This window comes from Flagellimonas sp. ABD4_174 (assembly GCF_056160185.1).
Genome location: NZ_JBSWWP010000003.1, coordinates 50,678 through 75,357, shown reverse-complemented (window position 1 = coordinate 75,357; position 24,680 = coordinate 50,678). Strand labels below are relative to the sequence as shown.

Annotated in this window: 29 protein-coding genes; 13 read left to right on the top strand and 16 right to left on the bottom strand. The window is 41.0% G+C overall.

Features of this window, described 5'->3' with window-relative positions; genetic code table 11:
- From ACXAFK_RS14770 to ACXAFK_RS14760, 3 genes are all read left to right on the top strand, one after another.
- A partial coding sequence (locus ACXAFK_RS14770; protein ID WP_474958267.1) for a bifunctional 4-hydroxy-2-oxoglutarate aldolase/2-dehydro-3-deoxy-phosphogluconate aldolase occupies positions 1-512 on the top strand: 512 nt, incomplete at its 5' end.
- A 27-nt stretch (positions 513-539) separates the two neighbouring features.
- A complete protein-coding gene (locus ACXAFK_RS14765; protein WP_474958266.1) occupies positions 540-1,544 on the top strand; it encodes a sugar kinase in 1,005 nt (334 codons plus the stop codon).
- A 38-nt stretch (positions 1,545-1,582) separates the two neighbouring features.
- The gene (locus ACXAFK_RS14760; protein ID WP_474958265.1) at positions 1,583-2,866 is read left to right on the top strand and encodes an Nramp family divalent metal transporter; all 1,284 of its coding nucleotides are present in this window, start codon (positions 1,583-1,585) and stop codon (positions 2,864-2,866) included.
- Between the two features lie 187 nt (positions 2,867-3,053).
- Here the strand turns inward: ACXAFK_RS14760 and ACXAFK_RS14755 are convergent, their stop codons facing one another.
- The 15 genes from ACXAFK_RS14755 to ACXAFK_RS14685 all read right to left on the bottom strand — a co-directional run bounded on the left by ACXAFK_RS14755 (position 3,054) and on the right by ACXAFK_RS14685 (position 14,124).
- Positions 3,054-3,434 (bottom strand): group III truncated hemoglobin, encoded by a 381-nt coding sequence (locus tag ACXAFK_RS14755; RefSeq protein WP_474958264.1) that lies wholly within the window; start codon positions 3,432-3,434, stop codon positions 3,054-3,056.
- 24 nt (positions 3,435-3,458) lie between these two features.
- The gene (locus ACXAFK_RS14750; protein ID WP_474958263.1) at positions 3,459-3,782 is read right to left on the bottom strand and encodes a hypothetical protein; all 324 of its coding nucleotides are present in this window, start codon (positions 3,780-3,782) and stop codon (positions 3,459-3,461) included.
- Positions 3,763-4,224, bottom strand: coding sequence for a hemerythrin domain-containing protein (locus ACXAFK_RS14745; RefSeq protein ID WP_224835490.1), 462 nt, complete (start codon positions 4,222-4,224; stop codon positions 3,763-3,765). The genes ACXAFK_RS14750 and ACXAFK_RS14745 overlap by 20 nt, the downstream gene beginning before the upstream one ends.
- The gene (ric, locus tag ACXAFK_RS14740) at positions 4,225-4,956 is read right to left on the bottom strand and encodes an iron-sulfur cluster repair di-iron protein (RefSeq protein WP_474958262.1); all 732 of its coding nucleotides are present in this window, start codon (positions 4,954-4,956) and stop codon (positions 4,225-4,227) included.
- 51 nt (positions 4,957-5,007) lie between these two features.
- On the bottom strand, positions 5,008-5,442 hold the full coding sequence (locus ACXAFK_RS14735; protein WP_224835488.1) for an RrF2 family transcriptional regulator: 435 nt from the start codon (positions 5,440-5,442) through the stop codon (positions 5,008-5,010).
- 88 nt (positions 5,443-5,530) lie between these two features.
- On the bottom strand, positions 5,531-6,733 hold the full coding sequence (locus ACXAFK_RS14730; RefSeq protein WP_474958261.1) for a hypothetical protein: 1,203 nt from the start codon (positions 6,731-6,733) through the stop codon (positions 5,531-5,533).
- A 21-nt stretch (positions 6,734-6,754) separates the two neighbouring features.
- Positions 6,755-7,537 (bottom strand): ABC transporter permease, encoded by a 783-nt coding sequence (locus tag ACXAFK_RS14725; protein ID WP_338193222.1) that lies wholly within the window; start codon positions 7,535-7,537, stop codon positions 6,755-6,757.
- Positions 7,530-8,243, bottom strand: a complete 714-nt coding sequence (locus ACXAFK_RS14720) for an ABC transporter ATP-binding protein (protein WP_252078959.1) — start codon at positions 8,241-8,243, stop codon at positions 7,530-7,532. Before ACXAFK_RS14720 ends, ACXAFK_RS14725 begins: the two co-directional genes overlap by 8 nt.
- Positions 8,240-9,427 carry a nitrous oxide reductase family maturation protein NosD gene (locus ACXAFK_RS14715; protein WP_474958269.1) on the bottom strand — a complete coding sequence of 396 codons (1,188 nt, stop codon included), beginning with the start codon at positions 9,425-9,427 and terminating at the stop codon, positions 8,240-8,242. Before ACXAFK_RS14715 ends, ACXAFK_RS14720 begins: the two co-directional genes overlap by 4 nt.
- Positions 9,428-9,545: 118 nt before the next feature.
- Positions 9,546-9,839, bottom strand: coding sequence for a cupin domain-containing protein (locus ACXAFK_RS14710; RefSeq protein WP_293296700.1), 294 nt, complete (start codon positions 9,837-9,839; stop codon positions 9,546-9,548).
- 23 nt (positions 9,840-9,862) lie between these two features.
- Positions 9,863-10,297, bottom strand: a complete 435-nt coding sequence (locus tag ACXAFK_RS14705) for a nitrous oxide reductase accessory protein NosL (RefSeq protein WP_474958260.1) — start codon at positions 10,295-10,297, stop codon at positions 9,863-9,865.
- 10 nt (positions 10,298-10,307) lie between these two features.
- On the bottom strand, positions 10,308-10,919 hold the full coding sequence (locus ACXAFK_RS14700; protein WP_224835482.1) for a hypothetical protein: 612 nt from the start codon (positions 10,917-10,919) through the stop codon (positions 10,308-10,310).
- A 122-nt stretch (positions 10,920-11,041) separates the two neighbouring features.
- Positions 11,042-12,994: a Sec-dependent nitrous-oxide reductase gene (gene nosZ, locus ACXAFK_RS14695; protein ID WP_474958259.1), complete on the bottom strand. Its 1,953-nt coding sequence runs from the start codon at positions 12,992-12,994 to the stop codon at positions 11,042-11,044.
- Between the two features lie 32 nt (positions 12,995-13,026).
- Positions 13,027-13,608 carry a fasciclin domain-containing protein gene (locus ACXAFK_RS14690; RefSeq protein ID WP_474958258.1) on the bottom strand — a complete coding sequence of 194 codons (582 nt, stop codon included), beginning with the start codon at positions 13,606-13,608 and terminating at the stop codon, positions 13,027-13,029.
- A 6-nt stretch (positions 13,609-13,614) separates the two neighbouring features.
- Positions 13,615-14,124 carry a c-type cytochrome gene (locus ACXAFK_RS14685; RefSeq protein ID WP_252078965.1) on the bottom strand — a complete coding sequence of 170 codons (510 nt, stop codon included), beginning with the start codon at positions 14,122-14,124 and terminating at the stop codon, positions 13,615-13,617.
- A 221-nt stretch (positions 14,125-14,345) separates the two neighbouring features.
- Here ACXAFK_RS14685 and ACXAFK_RS14680 point away from each other — a divergent pair, with 221 nt between their 5' ends.
- The 9 genes from ACXAFK_RS14680 (at position 14,346) to ACXAFK_RS14640 (ending at position 21,392) form a co-directional block, all read left to right on the top strand.
- Positions 14,346-15,290, top strand: coding sequence for a helix-turn-helix transcriptional regulator (locus tag ACXAFK_RS14680; RefSeq protein WP_474958257.1), 945 nt, complete (start codon positions 14,346-14,348; stop codon positions 15,288-15,290).
- A 91-nt stretch (positions 15,291-15,381) separates the two neighbouring features.
- Positions 15,382-15,783 carry a DUF5367 family protein gene (locus tag ACXAFK_RS14675; protein ID WP_474958256.1) on the top strand — a complete coding sequence of 134 codons (402 nt, stop codon included), beginning with the start codon at positions 15,382-15,384 and terminating at the stop codon, positions 15,781-15,783.
- Between the two features lie 12 nt (positions 15,784-15,795).
- Positions 15,796-16,311: an anthrone oxygenase family protein gene (locus ACXAFK_RS14670; RefSeq protein WP_474958255.1), complete on the top strand. Its 516-nt coding sequence runs from the start codon at positions 15,796-15,798 to the stop codon at positions 16,309-16,311.
- Between the two features lie 2 nt (positions 16,312-16,313).
- Positions 16,314-17,156 carry an NmrA family NAD(P)-binding protein gene (locus ACXAFK_RS14665; RefSeq protein ID WP_293296685.1) on the top strand — a complete coding sequence of 281 codons (843 nt, stop codon included), beginning with the start codon at positions 16,314-16,316 and terminating at the stop codon, positions 17,154-17,156.
- A gap of 186 nt (positions 17,157-17,342) precedes the next feature.
- Positions 17,343-17,627 carry a hypothetical protein gene (locus tag ACXAFK_RS14660; RefSeq protein ID WP_338193231.1) on the top strand — a complete coding sequence of 95 codons (285 nt, stop codon included), beginning with the start codon at positions 17,343-17,345 and terminating at the stop codon, positions 17,625-17,627.
- A gap of 54 nt (positions 17,628-17,681) precedes the next feature.
- Positions 17,682-17,852, top strand: a complete 171-nt coding sequence (locus ACXAFK_RS14655; protein ID WP_474958254.1) for a hypothetical protein — start codon at positions 17,682-17,684, stop codon at positions 17,850-17,852.
- A gap of 442 nt (positions 17,853-18,294) precedes the next feature.
- Positions 18,295-19,779, top strand: coding sequence for an amidohydrolase family protein (locus ACXAFK_RS14650; protein ID WP_474958253.1), 1,485 nt, complete (start codon positions 18,295-18,297; stop codon positions 19,777-19,779).
- Positions 19,780-19,959: 180 nt separating this feature from the next.
- The gene (locus tag ACXAFK_RS14645) at positions 19,960-20,904 is read left to right on the top strand and encodes a TolB-like translocation protein (RefSeq protein ID WP_474958252.1); all 945 of its coding nucleotides are present in this window, start codon (positions 19,960-19,962) and stop codon (positions 20,902-20,904) included.
- A gap of 35 nt (positions 20,905-20,939) precedes the next feature.
- Positions 20,940-21,392, top strand: a complete 453-nt coding sequence (locus ACXAFK_RS14640; protein ID WP_474958251.1) for an N-acetyltransferase family protein — start codon at positions 20,940-20,942, stop codon at positions 21,390-21,392.
- A 7-nt stretch (positions 21,393-21,399) separates the two neighbouring features.
- On the opposite strand, the gene ACXAFK_RS14635 is transcribed toward ACXAFK_RS14640, so the two are convergent.
- Positions 21,400-22,500: an adenylate/guanylate cyclase domain-containing protein gene (locus ACXAFK_RS14635; RefSeq protein ID WP_474958250.1), complete on the bottom strand. Its 1,101-nt coding sequence runs from the start codon at positions 22,498-22,500 to the stop codon at positions 21,400-21,402.
- Between the two features lie 239 nt (positions 22,501-22,739).
- On the opposite strand from ACXAFK_RS14635, the gene ACXAFK_RS14630 reads away from it, so the two are divergent.
- Positions 22,740-24,671, top strand: a complete 1,932-nt coding sequence (locus ACXAFK_RS14630) for a propionyl-CoA synthetase (protein WP_474958268.1) — start codon at positions 22,740-22,742, stop codon at positions 24,669-24,671.
- Positions 24,672-24,680 lie beyond the last annotated feature (9 nt).

The window sequence follows — 24,680 nt, the reverse complement described above, 5'->3', positions numbered from 1 at the left end:
ATGCCTATGAGGTGTTCTCCGAGCTGAACAAGTATGCGATCAAAGAACTGCCCGGAATGATCATGGGAGTCGGTTCCATAACGGATGCAGCAGCAGCATCGCTGTACATGCAGATGGGGGCCAATTTTATAGTGACCCCTTCCTTAAGGGAAGACATAGCGCTGGCCTGCAACCGCAGAAAAGTACTTTGGTCCCCTGGCTGCGGATCTTTGACGGAGATCAACCGTGCGGAAGAGCTTGGCTGCGAAGTCATCAAGCTTTTTCCTGGCTCCACCTACGGCCCCGGGTTCGTGAAGGCAATCAAGGGCCCCCAGCCCTGGACGAGCATCATGCCCACCGGTGGAGTGAGCACCGAGGAATCTAACTTAAAAGGATGGTTCGATGCGGGTGTTACCTGCGTGGGCATGGGATCCAAACTGATCAGCAAGGATATTTTGGCCAATAAAGATTTTGAAGGTCTTGAACATTTGGTCAGGGAAACTTTGGCTACCATTATCAAAATAAGAAACTGATAGCCATTAACTGATTTTCCTAAAAGTATGTCCAAAAAACTAGTCACCTTCGGAGAAGTAATGATGCGCTTATCTCCGCCAGGATATTCAAAATTTGCACAGGCAACATCATTGGAGCTAGTGTATGGCGGAGGTGAGGCCAATGTAGCTATTTCCTGTGCCTATCTTGGCATGAAAGCCTCTCATGTTACGCGATTTCCCGATAATGCCCTTGGAAAAGCCGCAACGCAATTTCTACGGCAACATTGGTTGAGCACGGAGCACGTGATCTATGGAGATGAAATGATAGGTAAGTATTTTCTTGAAAAAGGAGCAGTACACCGATCTAGTGAGGTAATTTATGAAAGACAAGGTTCCGCATTTTCATTGATCGAACCGAAAATGGTGGATTGGGAAGAAGTGCTTAAAGATGCGGATTGGTTTCATTGGACAGGTATTACACCTGCTATTTCCGATGGAGCCGCCAAATGTTGTCTGGAGGCAATTAAAACCGCCAATAAATTGGGCATTAAGGTTTCTGGCGATATTAATTCCCGAAACAACATGTGGAAGTATGGCAAGACTATGCAAGAGGTAATGCCAGAGTTGGTAAAACATTGTGACATTGTGATCACCAGTAGTCATGGTATTCATGAAATGTTTGGTCTAGGAGATCCCGAGGGCAAGTTTCGTTTGGCTGCCAAAGACCTCATGGATGCCTTTCCAAATATTGAAAAGGTTGTGGGAAAGACAAGGAAGTCTATCAGTGCATCACACCAACAAATACAGGGTAAGGTATGGAACGGGGAAACCTATACCAAAACAAGGACCTTGAACATAACCCATGTGATAGATCGTGTTGGAACAGGCGATGCATTTGCATCGGGTCTTATTTACGGCCTGCTCCATTATGATGAAGATATCAAAGCACTGGATTTTGCCACTGCGGCATGTGCATTAAAACACACAGTTCCCGGAGATGTAAACATGGTGTCGTTGGAAAATGTTGCCAGCTTAATGGATGGAAATACCTCTGGAGCCATAAAAAGATAAATCCATCGGACCCCGATTCTTAACGCTAAATCCATACCATGAAAAATACAGCTGCCAAAACTTCTTTTTTTAAAAAACTACTGGGTATAATACTTGCTTTTGGACCAGGTATTTTTGCGATTGGATATACGATTGGAACCGGTAGTGTTACTTCGATGACCGTTGCAGGTAGTACCTATGGAATGCAACTTTTATGGGTCCTGGTGCTGAGCTGTTTGTTTTCTGGAGCGTTGATCTATGCTTATGGACAATTTGCTTTGGTTACCGGTGAAACTGGACTCTATGCTTTTAGGAAACACTTGAAATGGGGTAAATTGGTCGCCATTTTGGTGCTTGTAGGTATTTCTTTTGGTCAATGGAACTCCCTAATGGGAATATTGGGAATTTCATCAAGTATCTTTTTTGAAATTTTAGCAATTTATTTTCCCGGTATAGAAGAAGCGGGCATAAATGTGCCTTTTATTATTGCAGCGCTTATCATTGTGATTATGTATGCGCTTTTATTGCAAGGAAAGTACACTTTTTTTGAAAAAATACTGGTCATATTCGTCACAATTATGGGGTTTTCGTTCCTGTTTTCCCTGTTTTTCGTTCATCCATTACCTACTGAGGTTTTAGAAGGATTGGCACCAAGTATTCCTAATGTAAAAGGTGGTAAAATGATGGTCGCGGCCTTTGTGGGAACAACTATGGCTTCTGCCACCTTTTTATCAAGACCTTTATTTGTTAGGGGCAAAGGGTGGAACTTAAAGGAAAATGAAGGACAGCAGAAAAAGGATGCCATTCTAGCTGCATTTTTGGTTTTTATGATCAGTGGGGCGATTATGGCTGTTGCCTGCGGCGCATTGTTTCACGATGGAAGACCGGTGGTTACAGTTTTGGATATGGTGGGTACTTTAGAGCCTGTGGCAGGAAAATTTGCCCTTACCCTCTTCTTTTTTGGAACCTTAAGTGCGGGGCTTTCGTCTATATTCCCTTGTTTGTTGATTGCACCTATTTTGTTGGCCGATTATCAATCGGGCGAACTGGATACTACATCCAATCAGTTTAAGATCATTACCGCGTTTGCCTGTTTATTTGCCTTGATAGGTCCCGCAATAGGAGCGGATGCTATAGAAGTTCAGATTTTATCCCAAGTATTCAATGTTTTTGTATTGCCTTTGGTTGTTATTGCTATTCTTATTTTATTGAACAAAGCTTCTTTAATGAATGGCTATAAACCCCATTGGTTGCTAAATACTCTTATTGGTGCAGCTTTTATTTTTGCTTGTGTTATTTCGTTTAATGGCGTTATAGCTTTATTGGAATACTTCAACGCTTAAGTTAAAGACGGATATAAGAAGAGTTGATGTGGGGTGAAATAGATTAATTGTATTCTATGTACTTTTAGATAAAAGGAAAGCCCCACAAATGTAAATTTACGGGACTTATTTTTTCAGAATACCAAATGGCTTGCACATATCCATTTTTGGGGTTTTGGTGTCTTCGACAAGATTGAAGTATCAAGAATTAGTTGTTCTGCTGTATGTAGGCAACCTTCAATTGGAACATTTCTGCCATTTTAGTAGCTCTGAATTTGGCTTCTTGTGCTTTCTCGCCTGAAAAATTATCATCGATGGTCTCAAAAAACAATTGTTTCCAACGATCAAAATGCTCGGCTTTGACCGGCAGTTGTGCATGTGGGGCAAAGGGACTGCCGTGATAGGTGTGCTCCTGCAGTAAAACGGTTTGCCAAAACCGATACATTTTTTCCAAGTGTAACGGCCAATTATCTTTTATTGCTCTATTAAAAATATCGGCAAGTAAAGGGTCCCTGCGTACTTTGTCATAAAAAAGGTCTACCAGTAGTTTAATTTCTTCTATAGTTGTGATCTCTTTTCTTTCAGTCATGGCAAATTTATACTTGGTGTTTGATTAAAATAAGTGGGCGAGTATTACCAAAGTGCTAAAAACAACACTTAGGATCAATAAATTAAAGGTAGCCTTTGCTTTTAATTGTGCCAAAACGGCTCCATTGAAAGCCATGCAGAATATGGTCACAAAGAAGAGTATGATCATTTTTAGCAGCATAGTCGTTTCTCCCATTAATAAAATCATCGCTGCACCAGAACCCAGGCAACTTTGTCCGATAATTGCTATGGTAGAATATCCAAGTTGTTTCTTTTTAAACTCCAGATACATCTGTTGGTATAGATTCCTTGGATTTTTTGCCTTGAATTTAGAGCCAGAACGGGTCATGGGTATTGTCGTTAAATTTTTCGCCATTATGTTGTTTATTGATCAGGTCCAGTTGGGCAGAGTCGGCAACCTCTTGTATGTGATTAAAAAGTTGCCGTTCTTCGAACCTAATATGTTCCTCAAGTTTTTTTTCGATTTGTTCCAATGTGTTCACGTCCAATTTTGAAGAGGTGAACCAATTTTTTAATATTTCATGGTCGCTAAGTGCTTTTTGTACCCAAGGATGTCCATTTCCAATAATGGGGAAGAGGTATGTTTCTTCCATATGAAAATGAGGGGCCAAATGGTTTTGATAGAACCAATCCATATATTTTTTGATTCTTTCTGGAGCAATATTTTTCGACAGCCCTGTTCTGATCTTCCAGGATAAGAGTAACCCATGATGATGCTCACGGCTCACTCCCTGTAGGGCTTTGTGTCGTTTTATTGGTTTAATTCCCATTTAATTATGGTTGAGTAAGTGGGCTTCGAGCAACTCTGCTTTTGGAAAAAGAATATTGTTTTCCAAATGGATGTGACGATGTAGATCGTCCTCAAATTCTTGTAATAATGCGAATGCTACGCGATAGGTATTGCATGCATCCGAGGGCGGGGTATAGTCCTCGCTCAACTTAGCGATTTTCCTAAACCTTTCCCCTTCGTTATCGTGTTCTTGCATCATGCTAGCAATGGGATTGCGCACCGAACCAAAGCGGGGAGTTTCCAAATTGGCATCGGCCTCTGGCCCGTTCACCATTTTTTTTATGTAGGGAAAAAGAACAAGTTCTTCTTTCTTCATGTGCATGGCCAACTCTCCGGCGGAAACATTGAAATGTTCGGAAATCTGGAACAGCTCGGGGTGTCGTTCACCATGAACCTTGCAAAGTTTGGATAGATACTGTTTTAGAACCGGTATTTGTTTTTCCACATATCGATGGTGCTTTTTTTCTATGTAATCAATTAAAAGATCTAAGGGCCAGGTTTTAAAGTTGGGTTGGTCGGTTTGGTTTGCTTCCGAAACCGCAGCGAGCTCTTCCAAAATTACTTCTACTTGTAATCCTTTTTTTGAGGCAGCTTCGGCTAGGGTCCTGTTGCCGTTGCAACAAAAGTCGATTTTGTGGGCCTTGAATATTTCTGCGGTTCTGTAGTTATCCGCTACCATTTGTCCGATGGTTTTTTCTTTTGTTCGGGTCATATCGATTACTTTTATAAAGGACAATTTTGTCCTTTTTTTGAATAAATTTTTTTAGCGTTTTAAATATGTCAATCCAACTTCCAGGCCGGTTGCAAGTTCATATAAACTGGTGCTTGTAAGCATTTTTCTGAGGTTGCTTCTAATATCAACAAATTTGTCGTGCAAGGGGCAGGGCTGGTCTGCATTACATTTCTTTAGCCCAAGGCCACAACCTACATATATTTGGTCTCCGTCTATGGCTTTTACGATCATGCTGAGTTTAACAGAGTCCATGTCTTCCCTTTCTATTTCAAACCCCCCATTGGGCCCCTTTATGGATTTTACGATGTTATTACGTGTGAGTAGTTGCAATGTTTTTGCGGTAAAGGCTACTGGTGAGTCTATTTCATCTGCAATTTCTGCAACGCTTACCCGTCTTCCTTCCAAAGACTGCAAAGCAATATACACTGCTGCTCGAATACCATACTCACAAGCTTTTGAAAACATCAGGGATAATTTTATTGTACAAAGATAGGATTAAAAATATTTAGGACAAAAAAGTCTTTTATATATAATTTCACGTGTAATCCATAACTCAAACTTTACGGTAATTTTGATAGCTCAGTATTGCCAGTGCAAAAAGAATGAGTGTTGAGCCACTGAACAATACTGTTGTATATTCTTTAAAAACCGGCCATTTGATCCAGGCAGCAAGACCTTTATAAAAAATCAGCAGTTCAGTAAGCATAAAACCAACAAGGTACATTCCCATGGATAAGTTGGACAACCTGATTAATTTGAAATAATCGCTTAGAAATAAAATTCCTAAACTTATTATCCCCAAAAATGTTAGGTGCAAATAACCAATGGTCAGGTCCAGATAAGTTGCGATCAATTGGGCAAAATAGGGCAGGGCGGATATAATTTGCAATGTGATTTTTATCGTTAACAAAATCACTACCGTCTTGAGCAGTAGCTTTTGTTTTCCTGTTAATTTTAGTTTGAAGACAGTGCTTTTGATCATACTCCAGAAGTGGACAAAAGCGAACCATTGTAACATGGCCCCCAATCCCGCAAAAATATTGAGCCAAATGGATGCATTGGTCCAAAGTGCGGACAACAGAAAGCTCAACACTATGCTTAGGTTGATACTGATGAAGAAAATGGAGAAGGTTTTTTGGGGCAATTCCAGGTACAATCGTTCCAATACGTACATAAACATTCCCAGTATCGCAAGAACCATCCAGCCGTTATATTGAAAATGTAGATAGAAATAGATGGACAACCGGTACCAGACCGATTCAGGACCTACAGTGCTCATTATGGCACCTAGGGCCCATGGCCCTATACTGGAAATTATCATATAGATCAATGCAGCTTTTACTATTCTCAAGCTTTTTCTTCTTGTATGGACAGGGTCAATGTTTTTCCAAAAATGATAGGTGTAGATATAGGACAAAACCAAAAAGAGGGTGGAAAAAACTATGGAGGAAACGGCGTACCCTTGAAATGGAAAAGTCAGCAGCATACCAATGAGTGTGCCCTGGGTGCCCCAAAATAAACGTTGGTATTTTTTTGAGGAAACTTTTCGGTCTACAAAAAGGTAGTGGAGCATTGTGGTCAATGCAACATAGACCCAACCTAAAAGAGCAATGTGGGAGTGCCCATGTACCATATACTTATAATTGAACCCGAACGGAAAAACGGCGTAAGCACGGAGCAATAAGCCCAACAAGGCGGCAACACCAAAATATAATATTGCTATTTGTATATGGCAGTTATATTGGTTTGTCTTCATGCATTGTTATTGTGGTCCGTGTTAAAAATCCTTTCTTTTGGTTTTGTACCGTATTCCCAAAATGGGCAGAATGGTCCAAACGAGAAGTATGGCCATAGAGACCAAGAACCCGATATTTGTACCAAAAAAGCTTTTAAAAATGGCACCGGTGTATCCCAAAAGCGCAGAAATGTCCAATTTTAGGAGAATCAAAATTCGTGAAAGATCTATGGGGTTGAGTGCTGTGGCCACTAACGAAAAGGTATCCAAAGGATATTCTTCAAACATAATAAGGGACATAAGAAACAGGCCATCGTAGACTACGGCCAAAAAGAGCCATAGCAACACGGCATACCCAAAACCTTTTATCTTGTTTTCGTTGCTTATGGCAATCACAAAGGACAAGCCCACAAATATAAAGGTTAAAAATGCTCCCGTAACCAATAAAAGGGTGAAGTCGAATATGGCATTACTCCGTAACAACCCGTACAATAAGAAGGGGATGCCCAGTCCCAATACCAAACTGAGGGTCAAAGAACCGGCCACACCAAAATATTGTCCCATAAATATGGAACTTCGTTTTATGGGCTGTGCCAATAAGAGTTCGGTAAATTCGCGTGAATTGTAATAGTACATTACTCCAAAAATGGTACCTATTAACGGGATGAGAACAATAATAACATTCATTAATGTGATCACTGCTTTGGATACATCGTTGTTAAGGAACAGCAAAACAAATCCGAGTGAAAGGTAAAAAAGAAAATAAACATAGCTCCAACGGCTACGGATAAGATCGTAAAAACTATATTTTAAAATTTTAAGCATGGCTGTCCGAAGTTGTTAGGGCCGCAATGGCATGTTCAAACGTGTTTTGGCGGGTCTGTTCCATCAATGTGTCGATACTACCTTTAAAATAGATTTCCCCTTCTAGCAGGTACAAAATCTCATCGGCAATTTCTTCAACAAATTGCATAATATGGGATGTGATCAAAATGGTTTTGCCCTGTTCTTTTTCCTTTTTTATAATTTTTTTTAGACTGATGAGGGCTTTGGGTTCCAATCCTGTTGTTGGTTCATCCAAAATAATAAGGGGACTATCGAACATAAAGGTCAGAACAAGGTTTACTTTTTGTTTGGTTCCCCCGGAAAGTGTTGACAGTTTTTTGTCCATAAAAGCTTCCAGGCCAAATTGTTCGATCAAGGCTTGCTCACTGCTTGGACTGTTTCTTAGGTCCTTGATCATGCCGATCAATTCCTTTACCCTAATGTTGGGCGGAAAATTGGCAATTTGGGGGAGGTAGTCTATCTTTTTGCGGTATTTCCAATCTTTTTTAATGGTTTTGTCCAGTACCTTAATACTGCCCTTATCGGGGATTACCATGCCCAGTATACTTTTGATCAATGTGGTTTTTCCAGAACCATTGGGACCTAAAATAGCATAGATGCGCCCTTCGTCCACAGAGACATCAACTCCTTTTAGAACTGTATTTTTTCCGAATTTTTTATGTAGGTTTTTTATAGCAATGGTCATGGTCGTTTGTGCATTAGTGGTTGTGGATCTTTTAGGTTGTCCGGAGTAAATACCGGAGATACTCTTTCCGAAAAGTCAATAATATCCATAAAAAGGCTTCGCAAAAGAACAATGGTCTCCGGAGTTCGGTTTACTACATAGGAGAATAATTTTACAGGTCGGTAAGGAACGTCGCCTATACCATCTTTGTCCAAATCATATCCGGTGTAGCCACTCCAAAAATTTCCTTCGAACACATTGTCGTTCAATTTACTGTTATAAGAAATATCAAAGGAGTTGTAAAGGAAGTTGTTACTCTTGAAACTATTAGTGTAACAGGCGCCGATTACCCGAATGGCCCATCCATTGCCAATAAAATCATTGTTGGTATAGTCAATGCGATTGGACCCCTCTATATTTATGCCGATGGTATTTTCCTCAAAGGTGTTTCCACTGATTTCTGCATCATTGATTTCCTTTAAAAGCATACCATAGGCCGCGGTGCCCCAATTTTTTCGGAACGTATTGTTCCTCATGGTAATAAATTTGGAAAACATCACTGCCACTCCTGCACCGTTGTTTTCGAAAGTATTGTTTGTGTAAATATCGTTGTCGGAAAACATAAAATGCAAACCGTAGCGAAGGTTGTCCATACTAACATTGTTGGTAATGGTAATGTGATCGGAGAATTCCAGATAGATACCGTCCCGGGTGCCTTGTACATGGTTTTTTAGTACTTCCACATCGGTGGAATACCAAAGTTGAATCCCGTTCCCGGAATTGTACTCGTCCACGGCTTCACCGATAATGCGGTTGTGGTACACTTTGCCATGGGAAGACTTTTCCAGATAGATGCCAAAAAACAATTCTTCCAAAACCAAATGTTGGAGTAAGAAATTCTTGCTCTGGACCACCCGTATGGCGGCATTGTCCTTGGTATAACTAACACCAACATTGATGATGAACAGTCCATCCAAGGTTACATTGTCGGAGGTTATCCTAAAAATTTCACCTTTCTTTTCGCCGTCCACCACAGGGTAATCGATCCCTTTGATGACCAAAGGCTTGTCCACCAATATCTCGAACTCCTTGTAAGTCCCTTTTTGAACCAATAAGGTGTCTTGGGCACTGGCCATTTGAATGGTTTTTTTAATGGAGTTATGCTCACATGTGGGGCAGATCGTCCAGCTTTTTGCCCAGACCATTTGTCCAAAAACGAGCAGGATGATCCATATTAAATTGGTGCGATGTGGATTGTTGAGTGCCATGGTGTCTTTCAGTTCAAAGAATTTTGATTTTAATTTCTTGAATGGGTACCCGGTTTTATCTGATAATCAAAAATTTGGCATCTTCCTTGGCAAGAACCCAATGTTCCACTTCTTTGGAAAAACTAAAATGTTGTTGCTCTGTTAGGTTAACGGTTTGATTTTGTATGTGAAAATTTATGTTGCCTTCCAAAACTATCAAATGGGCATCCTTGGGGGAAACGTGCTTTGGGAACATCGCATTTTTAGCCAAGCTGATGCTCAATATTTCCAAGGTATTGTTCTTGACCAATTGCTCTATTTGAAGGTCGTTGAATGGTTGCTGGGCAATGGTATTGTCTATATCGATCATATACATGGGTTTGTGATTTTTGGTTAGTCTTGGTATTGTTTTTTTAATTCGTTCCAGTTAAGTAGTTCCCCACCATTGACGTCCAAGGTGTTCTTGGCCGCTTGTTCTTCGGAAAATGCACTTAAAAATGCACCCATGGGGCTGGGAATATTTTCGCTGATCAAATATGTAGCTTTAGTGGCATCTGTAAGTTCCCCGGGTCGATCAAAATCATTGGCAAGAAATAGGGCGACTTCATTTTCATCGAACTCCTTTAATTGGTTCATCATACATTCCACGGCATCAAAATTGTACACCTTTCCTTTTTTGGTTACCATTTGTGCGGCATGTTGCTTGTCCACGATTGTCATGCTGCAATAGTGGCAGCCCACATGGCCATAATCAATTGGTTTAGGTCCGATGGAACAACCGTACATACAGCCGAGTAGTACTAAAAATATGGAAATAGAAGGTTTCATACTCAAGGTTTTATTGTGTTTTAGTGTTTTTCCAACCTAGATAGCCCGCTGTAAGGGTTAGCATCATTCCTACGAACATGAGCCAGGCACCGGTAGATGGCAAAGAGGTTACATCAAAATTCAACATTTTTACATGTCCCAACAATGGGGGCTTATAGGTCATTGGGGTTCCATCAGGGTTGGTCAACTTCATAATGGCATTAGGATCTAAGTTGGTGCCGTAATCGACCAACCATTCGTTAAAATCGTACATACCTAATATTCCGAGGATGGACATCAAAATAAACCAGCCAAAAAACCATTGGTAGCTTACTTTTTGGAGATAGCCAAGAATACCGATTAGAACTCCAAAGGCGACCATAAACCCTATGATCATAGGGAATGTGCCGAACTCCCACATATCCTCAGGCTTGGGCAATGTGTGCATACCTATATAATGGTTGAGACCATCTATGTTCTGGATATCGAATTCGTTGACACCTCGTAGTCCACTAATATGGATGTTCAATCCAAGTGGGTCTGGATATTGTGGAGCTCCCAACATAATGTTCCATAAAGGGAAGATGTACAGCCCCAATAAGAACAATGGGCCAAGGATCATTAAAATACTTGCCTTTTTCATTTTATAAGATTTATAGGTTACAAACTGATTGTGGCTTTTTGGAGGTGGTTGATGTTCAATTTGTAAAAAAGCGGGCAGGTCTAGGACACGGCCCGCTTTGATCGTTGGTGGGTCAATCCGAATTATTCACCAAGAGACCATTTTAACTCTATATTGGAATTGGCAGGGGAAACCCTAACATACCCTTGCATTTCTTGGTGCAATGCGGAACAGAAATCTGTGCAATAGAACGGCCATACACCGACCTGCTTGGGTTCCCAGACCGATGTTTTGGTCTGGCCGGGCATGATCAGTAACTCTGAGGTATTCTGACCTAAGATGGTAAATCCGTGCGGTACATCGAAATCCTGCTCATGATTGGTAATGTGGAAATATACTTTATCACCTACTTTGATACCCTCTATATTGTCCGGTGTAAAGTGGCTACGGATCATGGACATGTAAACATGTACCTCATTGCCGTCACGTACAACTTTTGAGCCGTCTGCCGTGGTTACCGCATAAGGGTGCTTGTTCTCGTCCAAGCGATATATTTTTTTGGACTTTGGGGCCAAAAGTTCAGCTGGGCACCCTGCTGCGTAATGGGGTTCTCCGTGTGTTGGAAAATCGTAGATCAATTCCATTTTGTCCCCGGAAATATCGTACAGCTGTGCTGAGTGTTCCATTTCTGGGCCGGTGGGCAAGTAGCGATCTTTGGTGATCTTATTCATGGCCACTACATATTTGCCATAGGGTTTTCTGGAGTTGCCTCCAGGAATCATAAGGTGCCCTACAGAGTAGTAAGTAGGTTTTCTATCTATTACTTCCCAAGTTCCCAGCTTCCATTTTACCACCTCGGAAGAAATAAAGAAGGTGGTATAGGCGTTGCCTTTGCCATCGAATTCGGTATGCAATGGGCCAAGGCCTCCGCTCTTTACTTGTCCGGCCATAATATCCTCGAATTTAAGGATTGGAATACCATAGGCTTCGCCGTCGAATTTTTCACCCTCGATTGCGGCCAGCATTTTGTCGAATGAATGAACGGTCAAATCTGCGGATAGTTTCCCATTTCCAATAATATACTCACCGGTTGGGTCAACATCGCATCCATGAGGCGATTTTGGTGTTGGCAAAAAGTAAACGGCTCCTGGAACTTTGGTAGGATCTACGGTAAGCACTTCTTTTTTCATGGTAGTGGTCCCGGTATGTGTCTCCTCCTCGTACACGTTGTGTGCATAATTGGCCGGTATTTTGGTGCCGCCGCCATTGTTTACATATTCTTCAATTTTCTTCCAGTTAATGGCTGCAATAAAATCTTTGTCGTTTTGGGAGGCATTCACCTCTAAAAGGGAGTTGGCCTCTTCTGTGTTGTAAGTGGTAAAGAAGAACCATCCATGGGATTTACCTCTACCCGGATGAGAAAGATCATAATTGAAACCAGGCATCAATAGTTGGAATTTAATGTCCATCTCGCCGGTTTCTGGAGCAACACTGATAAACGTCAGGGCACCTTTAAAGTTTCCTTTATATTCATTTATGGGCATGTCGCGCTGGGGTACGGGAACTGCAAAACGTGTACCGGCAACAACGTACTCGGTATTTTCTGTGATAAAGGAAGAACTGTGGTTCCCTGCACTGTTGGGCACTTCAATAATCTCCTCCGTTTCAAAAGTGCTTAGACTGATACGGGCTATACGTGGGGTGTTGTTGCCATTGATAAATATCCAGCGACCGTCCAATTCGCCATTGGTCTGGGAAATATCTGGGTGGTGGGCATCGTCCCAAGGAACAAACCCATGAGATGTATTTAGCATGGGCTTAGTCTCTTCCGAGTATCCATACCCTGAGGTGGGAAATTGGGAGAATACTGGAATCTCCTTGAACATCCTGCCCGAAGGCAACCCGTAAACGGTTAGGTTTCCGCTATATCCTCCCGAGAGGAAGGCATAGTACTCGTCCTGCTCGCCAGGAGCAACATATACTTTTTCGGCAGCGCTCGATGAGAGGGCACCATTGGAACTCTGATTTTGCTGACCACATGAGATCAACATAAGCGCCGATCCAAGGGTGATGGTTAAATAACGATATATTTTCATTGTGTTAGGGTTTATTTATTGGATTTATTGAGCTATTGACTTGGAGGCAGGATTACTTTGTCCACCACATGGACAATTCCGTTGCCTGCCGGTACGCTACCAATTATTTTAGCGCCACCGATAAAAACATCGTCCCCTTTTACCTCCACAGGTACATTTTGATTGTTCGCCTGCCCAAGTTTTTTAAACTTTTTTAGAAAATCCTTGGAGTAGTTGCCAGGGGTAACGTGATACTTCAAAATATTGGCCAGTGCATCTTTGTTTTCAGGTTTTAGTAAATCTTCTACGGTACCTTCGGGCAATGCATCGAAGGCGGCATTGGTTGGAGCAAATACCATTAAAGGTCCTGCATTTACCAATGCATTTTCCAAACTTGCGGCCTGTACCGCGGCCACTAAAGTGGTGTGGTCTTCCGAGCCTATTGCAATTTGAAGTACATTGGGCGTTGATCCATCATCTTCGATAAAAGCTTGTCCCTTGTTACTTTCCACAACAGTCGTGGATTCTTCTGGCTCTGCTGCCGTCGTAGTGTTTTGGGACTTTTCCTTACATCCCATACTGAGTGCCAGTAGTAAGGAAAATCCCAGTGCAGTGAGTTTAATGGTTGATTTCATATAGCTTTAATTTAAAGTTCTAAAGTACTCTAGGATGGCCCTTGCCTGTTCTTCCGTTAATCCTTGGTTGGACATAGGAGAACCGTTGAATTCTTGTAAAAGATCCCGGGCCAATGGGTCTTTCTGGACCATTTCCTGAGGGTTCAAGATCATGTTCATTACCCATTCCGGGGTTCTTCTTTCCAATATTCCGTTGGGTGCCGGACCAATGAATTTTTTGCCGATCCTGTGGCATGCCAGGCACATTTGGTCATAAACTTCCTTTCCTTTGGTAGCCATCGCTTGGTCAATATCTGCAGGTAACTCCACGGAAGTTACAGGACCAACGCCCTTGGTGCTCATATCTACCCTTTCGGAAGCTTTTACGGTGTTGGTGGTAGTTTCAACTGGTTGCTCCGTAGTTGTTTTTTTTCTCTGGACGCTAAATCCTTCTTCTTTTTGTTCTTTTTCCTTGCCGCCACAGCCAACAACCGCTAGGGCAAAGAATAGGGCCATTCCTTTCAGTAAATTATTCATGTATAGGTTTTTTAAAATTTTGTCTCAAAAGTAAATAGGCAATTCAATTCAAAACATGATTTTAATCATAAAAAGGATATTAATGTCTTTTAATCTTTTATTAATTATTAATTAATGTTTAGGATGTATGGGTGTTTTTTAATTTAGATTGCTAATTATCATAAAATGAGATTTGTATGTGTTTTTTTTAGATGAAATAGGTAATCCTTATCAATTGATTTTTGGAACCAAAAATAGAAATCCGTAATAGGGTGAGCGGGTGTCGAAAAGATTGGAGCAGGTTGCTTATCTTTAAGGGATTTTTCACCCGAATGACCCGAGATTTTATAGACATCAACGATTTTACCATTTTGGTCGAAGAGGCAACGAGTGATACCTTGATTGTGGACACTTGCCACTTTGATGAGCCAGTGGTCTCGGTCGCTTTTTATGGCTCCGGAAATGTAGATCTTAATGTAAAGTATGGGGAGAGAACCAAGACATACAGCCATACCAAAGGGCTTGCATTATCCTTTTATGCTGATTCCAATGTTGAATTTGAGCATGCGGTTTCCGCACAAAGACCATTAAAGTGTATTTTAATTGCGACCGCTTTGCGCAACCTTGAGAATTTGCCCAATGAAGAAGGGGAAATCTTTACTTCGCTTTTAAACGAACTCGTGAATCCATCCGATCATTATGTGGAAGGTCCCCGTTTTTTTATGACGCCGGAGATGGATCGTATTGTGGAATCCGTTTTCGATATGAAGTACCATGGAAAAACCAAAATGATGTTTTTTAGGAGCCAAATGACGGTTTTGTTGTCTCATTTTTTTGGGCAACTGGCCAGTCTGCAAACCGAAAAGATAAATACCACGGAACGTGAAAAACTGTATAGGGCCAAAGAAATTTTAATCAACAATTTGGACAGTCCGCCATCACTTTCCGAGATTTCACGACAAATTGGCCTGAACAGTTACAACCTTAAAAAGAATTTTAAAGAACTTTTTGGTGTGCCGGTTTTTAAGTATCTGCAAAACGAGCGTCTAAAAACTGCCCATAAGCTGATCAGTAACCATGAGGCCACTGTGCAGGAGGCGGCATGGCATGTTGGATACGATAGCTTAAGTTCTTTTTCCAATGCCTTTGAGAAAAAGTTCGGTTACCGCCCTAGTCAGATCAAGTAAACTCCATTTGCAACAAATTATACTCCTTTTGGAATAAATAAAGGATAGGAGGTCCATGTAGTTTTGTCCTGTAATCAATAAAAACAGGATAATGAAAACTATAAAAGCATTGGTTTTGGGTTTTTTGGTGTGGATTTTTGGCGTAGTCGCTTTTGGCTCCATTTATCAGCTTCCAATTCTCCGAGATCGCTATTTACAGGCCAACATTGGGCTTTCCTTATTGGTGCCTCCGCTGATTTGGATGGCGGCAAAGCTTTATTATGGGAAAAACGGCACCATGCATGGGTTAAAACTTGGAGTACTCATGTTGATCACCAGTACGATAATGGATGCTTTGGTAACGGTGCCGATTATGATTGTTCCTTATGGGGGAAGTTATGCCAGTTTCTTTGGCTCTTTGGATTTTTGGTTGATAGCCTTTGAGTTTGTGGCCATTGCTACACTTTATTGGTGGTTTAATGTACGTCCAACACATACTGGATCTAGCTGCTAACACGGGACAATTATGGAATTTTCAGTGAACACCATTACAACGATCAGCACTATTTTGCTAACCGGTCTGTCTGCAGGCCTGTGTTTTACTTGGACCAATGCCATAACACCGGGAATCGGTCGCTTGGATGACCTCGGTTACTTACAATCTTTTCAAGAAATGAACAGGGCCATTATAAACCCAATATTTCTGATTGTGTTTTTTGGGCCGTTTTTTTCACACATCATCAATGTTTATCTCAATAGAAATCAACCTAGCGCTATTTTCTGGATGGTTTTTACCGCTGGCATATTGTACATCGCCGGTGTGATCGTAATAACCATTTTTGGAAATATTCCCCTAAATGAACTATTGGAAAACGCTGAACTCGAAATGTTATCACCAGATAGTTTAAAACAATTGCGGAACAACTTCGAGAACAAATGGAACCTGCTCCACTTGATCAGGACCATTACGGCCATACTATCTTTTGTATTGCTGATCATAACGCTTTTTCAAAATCAAATTAATTCAAATACAACAATATAATTATGAAAAAAGACAATTATTTAATCCTTGGTGGAACAGGGAAAACAGGTAGAAAAGTTGTTGATAGTTTACGATTGCTCAACCAAAATGTTAAAGTGGGTTCAAGGTCGTCCATCCCTTCTTTTGATTGGAATAGAGCCGATACATGGGAAAACGCACTTGTTGGGGTCGATAAAATGTACATCACCTATCAACCTGATCTTGCAGTGCCCGGGGCTTTGCAGTCTATTAAGGAATTGGTAAGACTTGCCAAGAAAAATAATGTAAAGAAAGTGGTTTTGTTATCCGGTAAAGGCGAACGGGAAGCAGAGCTTTGTGAGCAAGCAGTTATAAGTTCCGGGATGGATTATACGATTGTTCGGGCAAGTTGGTTCAATCAAAATTTTAGTGAAAGTTTCTTTTTGGAACCGATCCAGCAAGGTGTGGTTGCTTTGCCTCAAGCCAATGTGCAAGTGCCTTATGTGGACACCGGGGATATTGCCGATGTTGTGGTAGAGGCTTTATTGCATGAAGAGCACAATGGTAATATTTATCAATTGACGGGTCCCACAACCTTATCGTTCAAAGAAGCTATTCAAGAAATTGCCAAGGCCACAGAGAGGAACATAAGCTTTGTTCCCATTTCCATTGAAACTTATGTGGCGGCCATGAAAGAACAGGGTATTCCTGCGGATTTTGTTTGGTTGGTAGAGTACTTGTTTACCGAAGTATTGGGCAATCCCATGGTCTCCGAAATTACCAACGATATCCAAAAAGTGCTCAAACGTAAACCCAAAAGTTTTTCGGAGTATGTGATCGAAACAGCCAAAACAGGAGTATGGTCGGGTGTAAAAGAGCCCATATAGAAATCAAAGGCCCATTTTATGGATTTGATTTGTGTTTAGGGATGTTTCAAAAGTAATTTTATCCTTTTTTTTGAGACTTATGTTTAACATGGTAACGAGGTGAATTAGAAATTGCTTTGGATTGCGAACCATCTAAACCAATGGACACCAGAAATACAGTTTGTTAATCGACTTTTAAAAAAGAAAATGACACAAGAGGAACGAAACCAATTGATAAAGACCAGTTGGGAACTACATAGTCGGGTCGAAACGGCCTATTTGAACCATCCGGCCAGCAAAATGGATACAGATTGGCTGGAAAAGCAGCGATTGTTGTTGGCGGACATGGCGCTTCATTTGTTACAGACCGCTATGTCCCCCGAATCCATAAAGTTGGATAGATTACGGGATAACATCCATTCCATTTTAACCATTTCCGATCAGTTTTTGCCCGAAGTGGACCTAAAACGGATGACAGAGGAACTTTATTGAGAATTTTAGAGCCTGACTATATATAAAAACTATCCATACTCAAAAAAAAGAGAAATGCCAATTTATAAATTACTGCCGTTGGTTTTTAAGTTGCTTGCCTTTGTAGTACGGGGGCAAATTGCAGAACGTATAGATAGCTGGGCCAAGGTTTATCTAACCGAGGGTTTTAACGGAAATATACTTTATTCTAAAAACGAATCCATTGTATTTGCCAAAAACCAATGAGTTTCTTGTGATCTTGAGTAACAACCGTTATGGGAAGACCTATAGATCTTTCGAAAACGATCTATATAAGCTCATAGAGTAATCAAATCGCCAGAGTGCGGAGTAACTATTTCAGTTGGGGTCCGAACCGGTAACCCATCTGGATTTTAAATCCGCTAAATACTTGTATTTTAGCAGTGTGCATCTGTTGTTTTATATCCATGGATAGAAGCAATAGTGGAATCATCAATCAAATCAACGAACATGGAATACATACGCACAATTTTTTTATCGACTTTTTATATTTTTCTTGTTTTATCTTGTCGGGAAGAAAGGAAATTAAACCTAACATTGTTAAGCGACCAAATTCCAATAGATATCCCACTGGTCTTTGGAGAGGCAAATTAAATTTAACTAAGGCAGCTTAAAATACTCAACACACAAGTTTCAATAACACATCACGATGAACAAAATAATAGGATTATTGCTCTTTACCCTCACTTTGATTTCATGCAAAACCACCGGGGTCGAAATTATAGTGGATAATGGATTGTTGATTAAAAATGCACAGATCATATCACCAGAAGATCAAACCATATCCTCTAATGATTTTATTGTTACGGCAGGAGACAGTATCGTGTATGTAGGAGAGAAAAAGCCCAAGGTAAAAGGGGCGTTTACCACTATTGATGCAAAAGGAAAATATATAATTCCTGGACTGATCGATAGCCATGTGCATGTAACCGGGACCGATGCACTATCCGACGACGAGGAACTGCAACACCCCGAACTAGTAAAATTGTTTAGGGAACAACTTCCAAAAAGCTATTTATATTTTGGATATACCACCTTGATCGATTTGGGGACCGCCAAACCCGACAGATTGGTCGATTTTCAAAAAATGGAAGTAAGGCCAGATCTATATTATGCAGGGGGAGGCGCTGTAATCGGAAACGGCTATGGACTGTCCAATTGGGAAGATGAGGTTCCCAATTTTGTTTATCAGGAGAACGAGGCCTATCCCTTTCTGGATAATTATGTAAAAGAAAACCATACCCCAGAGGCCGTGGCGAAAAGAATAGCTGAATCCGGTGCAATTGTTTTAAAAACCTATTACGAGCCAGGGTTTGATCCTGCACAGCCGCGTTTTCCCACACCTTCTCAAAAATTGATGTCTAATTTGAAAAAGGAAGCGCACAAAAACAACTTGGTTTTGGCGGTTCATGGAAATTCGTTGGAGGCCCACGGATTTTTGGCAGAAGCAGAAGTAGATGTTATGGCCCATGGATTGTGGAACTGGGGCAACCATAGGTTGGATTCCACTATGGTGCTTCCTAATGAGATAAAAGACGTACTGGATGCGGAAATTAAAAGTAAGATAGGGTATATGCCAACCCTACAAGTGATCAATGGACTTTGGGAACTAACCAATGCCGAATATCTGGACAATACGGAGTTGGAACATGTGCTGCCCAAGCCGTTGCTCGATTACTACAAGGCAAATTCCAATATAATGTATGCCAATGTATTTGGTAATGCCCCAAAACATATTATCGCAACCAATTTTAACCGTATCTCTGAACAAGGCAAGCTCAGCATGAAATATATGAATGACAATGGCGGAAAGTTGCTGTTCGGCACAGATACACCATCCTCACCCACCTATGGAAATCCTCCGGGCTATAATGGGTATTTGGAAATGTTGGAAATGGCAAATGCAGGAATTCCCTTGAATAAAATTTTGGCTATGGCGACCATAGAAAATGCAAAAGCATTCCACCTTCAAAAAAGATACGGTACGGTAGAAGTGGGTAAAAAAGCCAATCTTCTTATTCTTAACAAGAATCCATTACGGGATATCACGGCTTATAATGATATTGAACAAGTAATTATTAATGGGCAATCCTTAAATAGAATGGACTTATCGGCGAAATATGTAGATGAGTAACCATAGAGGATATGATAATTGGAAACAATGGTATTTTTGTCAAAATAAAAATATGGGCCAAGGTAGAACCTTTTCACATGGATACCATTGTGGAACATACCACCGGCCAAATCATGTCCATGGAATTTGATGAAAAAAGATTAATAAAACACTTAAGGAGACATTATAATTAAAAAACAAATGAATAGAAAATATTTGCTACTGACTATAATAGGATTCAATGTAATGTTCTTTGGCTTTGGCCAAACCAACGTCAATAAATTGTATTTAGATCAAGAGCAGCCCCAAGCTAGTCCTAAATTATTTGCTCCCTCAATCGTAAACACGGACAGCATTGAAATCAATACAGTATTTAACCCGTCATTCACGGAACTGTTTTTTACAAGAATAATCGACAAGAAATTTGTCATTCACCATGCTGAATTCATTGAGGGTAAATGGAGTGAACCGAAACCCCTACAAATGTTTAAAGAGCAAGATAAAGAATCCGTTGCCATCGACCCCTCCATTAGTAAAGATGGAAACACCATGTATTTTCTTGGAATAAGTCCAGAAGATAACTCCAAAAAATCCAAACCTGATATCTACAAAAGCCAGAAAATAGATGGCAATTGGCAATTGGCCACAAAAGTTGGCCACCCCATATCCACTCAGGAATATACAGAATCGTACCCGGTTGTGGTCGCCGATGGCAGCTTGTATTTTACATCCAACAGACCTGGTGGCCTGGGGAAGGGAGATATCTATCGTGCTCAATATTTAGGAAATGGAAAGTTTGATACACCAGTGAATATTGGTCCACAAGTCAACTCTGAAAAAGGAGAAAGAAGCACTTATGTCTCTCCGGATGAAAGTTTTCTGATCACTGCAAATACGTACACTGATGAAAAAGGATTTGCGGTCTCGTTCAAGAAAAATGGCAAATGGCAGAGACCTGTTCCTTTTGAGCTTGGTGAGAATATAGATGAAAATTGGGTGTACTATTGCCCTTATATGTCACCGGACAACAACTATTTTTTCTTCTCAAAAAGATATAGTTCCCCACCAAACAGTGGTTGGAACGGGGTTACAAAAGGAGAAGTATACTGGGTGAATTCCGATGAAATTTTTAAAAAAGATAATTGAAAAGGAGTTGATAAAAATTAGGACCGGTAATAATTATGAAATTCAGAAAAGCTAGCATCAACGATGTCCCGACCATCATAGAAATGATTGCGGACGATACATTGGGCAGCAAACGGGAAAATTATACCCTTCCATTGCCCAAAGCCTATTATGATGCTTTTGAACGAATCGATACTGATAAAAACCAAGAACTCACTGTGGTTGAAAACGAAGTTGGAGAGGTGATTGGAGTTTTTCAAATGACGTTTATTCCCTATCTCACCTACCAAGGCGGTATTCGGGCCCAAATTGAAGGTGTACGTGTGCACAAGGAGCATCGTGGTATGGGAATAGGTAAAAGTGTATTCGAATGGGCCATAAATAGGGCAAAGGAACGTAATGCGCATCTATTGCAGTTGACCACGGATAAAAAACGGCCAGATGCCATTCGGTTTTACGAATCACTAGGGTTTAAAGCCAGCCATGAAGGTATGAAAATGCATTTTTGAACCCGACTTATACCTGATTTTTAGGAGTATAAAGCTCCATAGGTTCTTGCCTTCCTTCGAGTTCCATATTGCCCAACGGAACAAATTCTATATCACTAAACTTCCAAAGCGACACCAATTTTTCCGAAACAATGATCTCCTGCTCCATGGGCTTGCATAATTTTTGAATGCGAGCGGTAACATTGAGAACATCACCGGTATAGAAAATCTCTTTTTTTAGAGCACCGATCTCCCCTGTGGTAACCTTGCCCATATGCAACCCGGCCCTAAAAGAGGGAACAACGCCATATGTCTCTTCAAAATAGATTGATTTTTGTTGTAGACTCTTCCGCATGGCGTAAAAGCACAACAAACAGTTTTGGTTTTCAATGCCCTTCTGTAATTCCCAAGTAATTACAATTTCATCCCCAATATATTGATAGACCTCGCCCGTGTGTTCGATAATCGCATTGGACAGTTGATCATAATAATCCCTTAAAAATTTAAAATATAGCTCGTGTCCCAGTTGTTCAGCGAAAGAGGTGGAAGACTTCATGTCCAAAAACATAAAAATCCGGGATTCCTCCTTTGGAGTATGGTATTTTCCGGTTATGAGATTAATCATAAAGGTATGGCCCAGATATTCATTGATGTCCGAATACAGTAAGGACAAGAATATACTGAACGATAAAGAAATAAATGTGCTCAAAAATGTAATGCTAGCAACGTATTTGGAAAACTTTTGCCAAACCTCGGTGTCCAAAATGGATGTGCCAAGTTCAATACTTGCCGCCAAGGGAAAGGTAACTAGGTTGATAATAAGTATAAACAATAAGTAAAATCCCATTTTATAAAGGATTTTCTTCCAAAACGATTTGTTCTTGAATCGTTTGTCCAACCAAAGTACCTCTACTGCCCCCATTACGGTTCCCATTAAAAAAACGGCGAGGGAGGCAAAAATCAGAATGTCCCAAGATAGCGTAATGTCCGTTTCCGGTCGTTGATTTTGGTACTCGGTTGCCATGGATTCGATCAGGAGGATGAACCAACTCAATATCAACCAAATTGCCCCAAAGGGAAAAATTCGTTTAAAAAGATAACGCTGTTTGGGGTTTAAGAGTGGTTTCATATGGTAAAGGTATATGGAAATAGCATATGTATGGACCATTTGATTGCTATAAACCTTAAGATTTACCATCAAAAAATTATAGATATATCAATTTAGCGATATTTATCGGTGTTCCAGTACTATAAATTACTACTTTAGGAGAATATGCTCTCAAGGATTTCATTATCAGTTTGTTGAAATTGTATGTGTAATGAGTTCCATGTTGCGCATGCACATAAAAAAACTATTCAAACAATACTATAATGGAGAAGATCATGTACGATCGGGAATTTAATAGGTCTATTAAAGACCCCGAGAATTTCTGGATGGAACAAGCAGCAAATATCAGTTGGTTCCAAAAACCGCAAAGGGCATTGACCAAAGATGAAAATGGATTTTATCGTTGGTTCAAGGGAGGAAAACTCAATACCTCATATTTGGCATTGGATGCCCATATAGAAAACGGTCGGGGTGAGGAAATTGCACTTATTTACGATTCTCCCGTTACGCAAACGATGGAGAAAATTACCTATTTAGATCTAAGGGACAGGGTAAGCCGTTTGGCAGGCGGAATGAAGCGGCTCGGTGTTGAAAAAGGCGATACCGTGATCATTTATATGCCGATGATACCACAGGCAGTGATTTCCATGTTGGCCTGTGCCCGCTTGGGTGCCATCCATTCGGTAGTATTTGGTGGTTTTGCGCCCCACGAACTTGCTATTCGCATCGATGATGCCAAACCTAAATTGATCATTACGGCAACCTCCGGTATAGAAGTGGATAGAATAATACCCTATAAACCTATGGTGGACGAAGCTATAGGTTTGGCAGCGCATAAGCCAGAGCACGTAATTGTCTACAACAGACGTTTGGGAGCAGCGCGTCCGGATGGAGAAAACGATATCGACTACTCCACTTTAATGAAGATTGCCGACCCGGTTCGGTGTACCGAGGTAGATGCCACAGACCCCTTGTACATATTGTACACCTCCGGAACTACGGGAAAACCAAAAGGAATCATTCGGGATAATGGAGGACATGCCGTAGCCATGTACTATAGTATGAAAAATGTGTACGGTATTAATCCCCGCGAAGTATTCTGGGCCGCCAGCGATGTGGGTTGGGTAGTGGGGCACAGCTATATTGTATACGCCTCCTTGATATATGGTTGCACAACGGTTCTTTTTGAAGGGAAGCCGGTCCGTACTCCGGATGCCTCAACTTTTTGGCGTGTGGTCAGTGACCATAATGTAAAGGTGATGTTTACCGCCCCAACAGCAATTCGAGCAATCAAGAAGGAAGATCCCCAAGGCTCATTTATAGATCAATTCGATATGTGCGGCCTTCGGTATTTGTTCCTGGCAGGTGAACGATGCGATGTTTCCACCTTAAAATGGGCAGAAGGGAAACTTAAAGTACCGGTAATCGATCATTGGTGGCAAACAGAATCAGGTTGGCCCATTGTGGCCAACATGATGGGCTTTAAAGAACATTTCAAAGTAAAACCGGGGTCGGCCACGAAACCGGTATGTGGTTATGATGTACAGATTTTGCGTGCAGATGGTACGGCAGCCGATAAAGGAGAAGAAGGCTATGTTGCGATAAAACTACCTCTGCCCCCAGGAACTTTGCCCAATTTATGGGGAGATACCAACAGATTTGTAAAAGGGTATCTTGACAAGTTCGATGGCTACTATTTTTCAGGGGATGGGGGATATTTGGATGAAGATGGATATGTTTTTATAACTGGGAGGGTAGACGATATTATCAATGTGGCAGGTCACCGATTGTCCACTGCAGAAATGGAAGAGGTGGTAGCCAAGCATCCGGATGTTGCCGAATGTTGTGTTGTGGGAATTGAGGATGATTTAAAAGGACAGATTCCCTTGGCCATAACTGTGCTTAAAGCAGGTGCGGACATCGAAAGTTTACAGTTGCAGGCCGAAGTCGTGGCCGATGTAAGAAAGGAAATTGGTCCGGTGGCGTCTTTAAAAAAGGTGTTGGTGGCCGAACGATTGCCCAAGACCCGATCGGGCAAAATTTTGCGCAAAGTGATACGCGCCATTGCAGATGGAAAACCATATACCACACCTTCCACCATTGATGACCCCGTTATTTTACAGGAAATCCATGATCTATTTGAAGAGCAAATGGTAGGTTCATTTGAGCAAAAGGCGAAACAGTCGAGCTAGATATTGTGC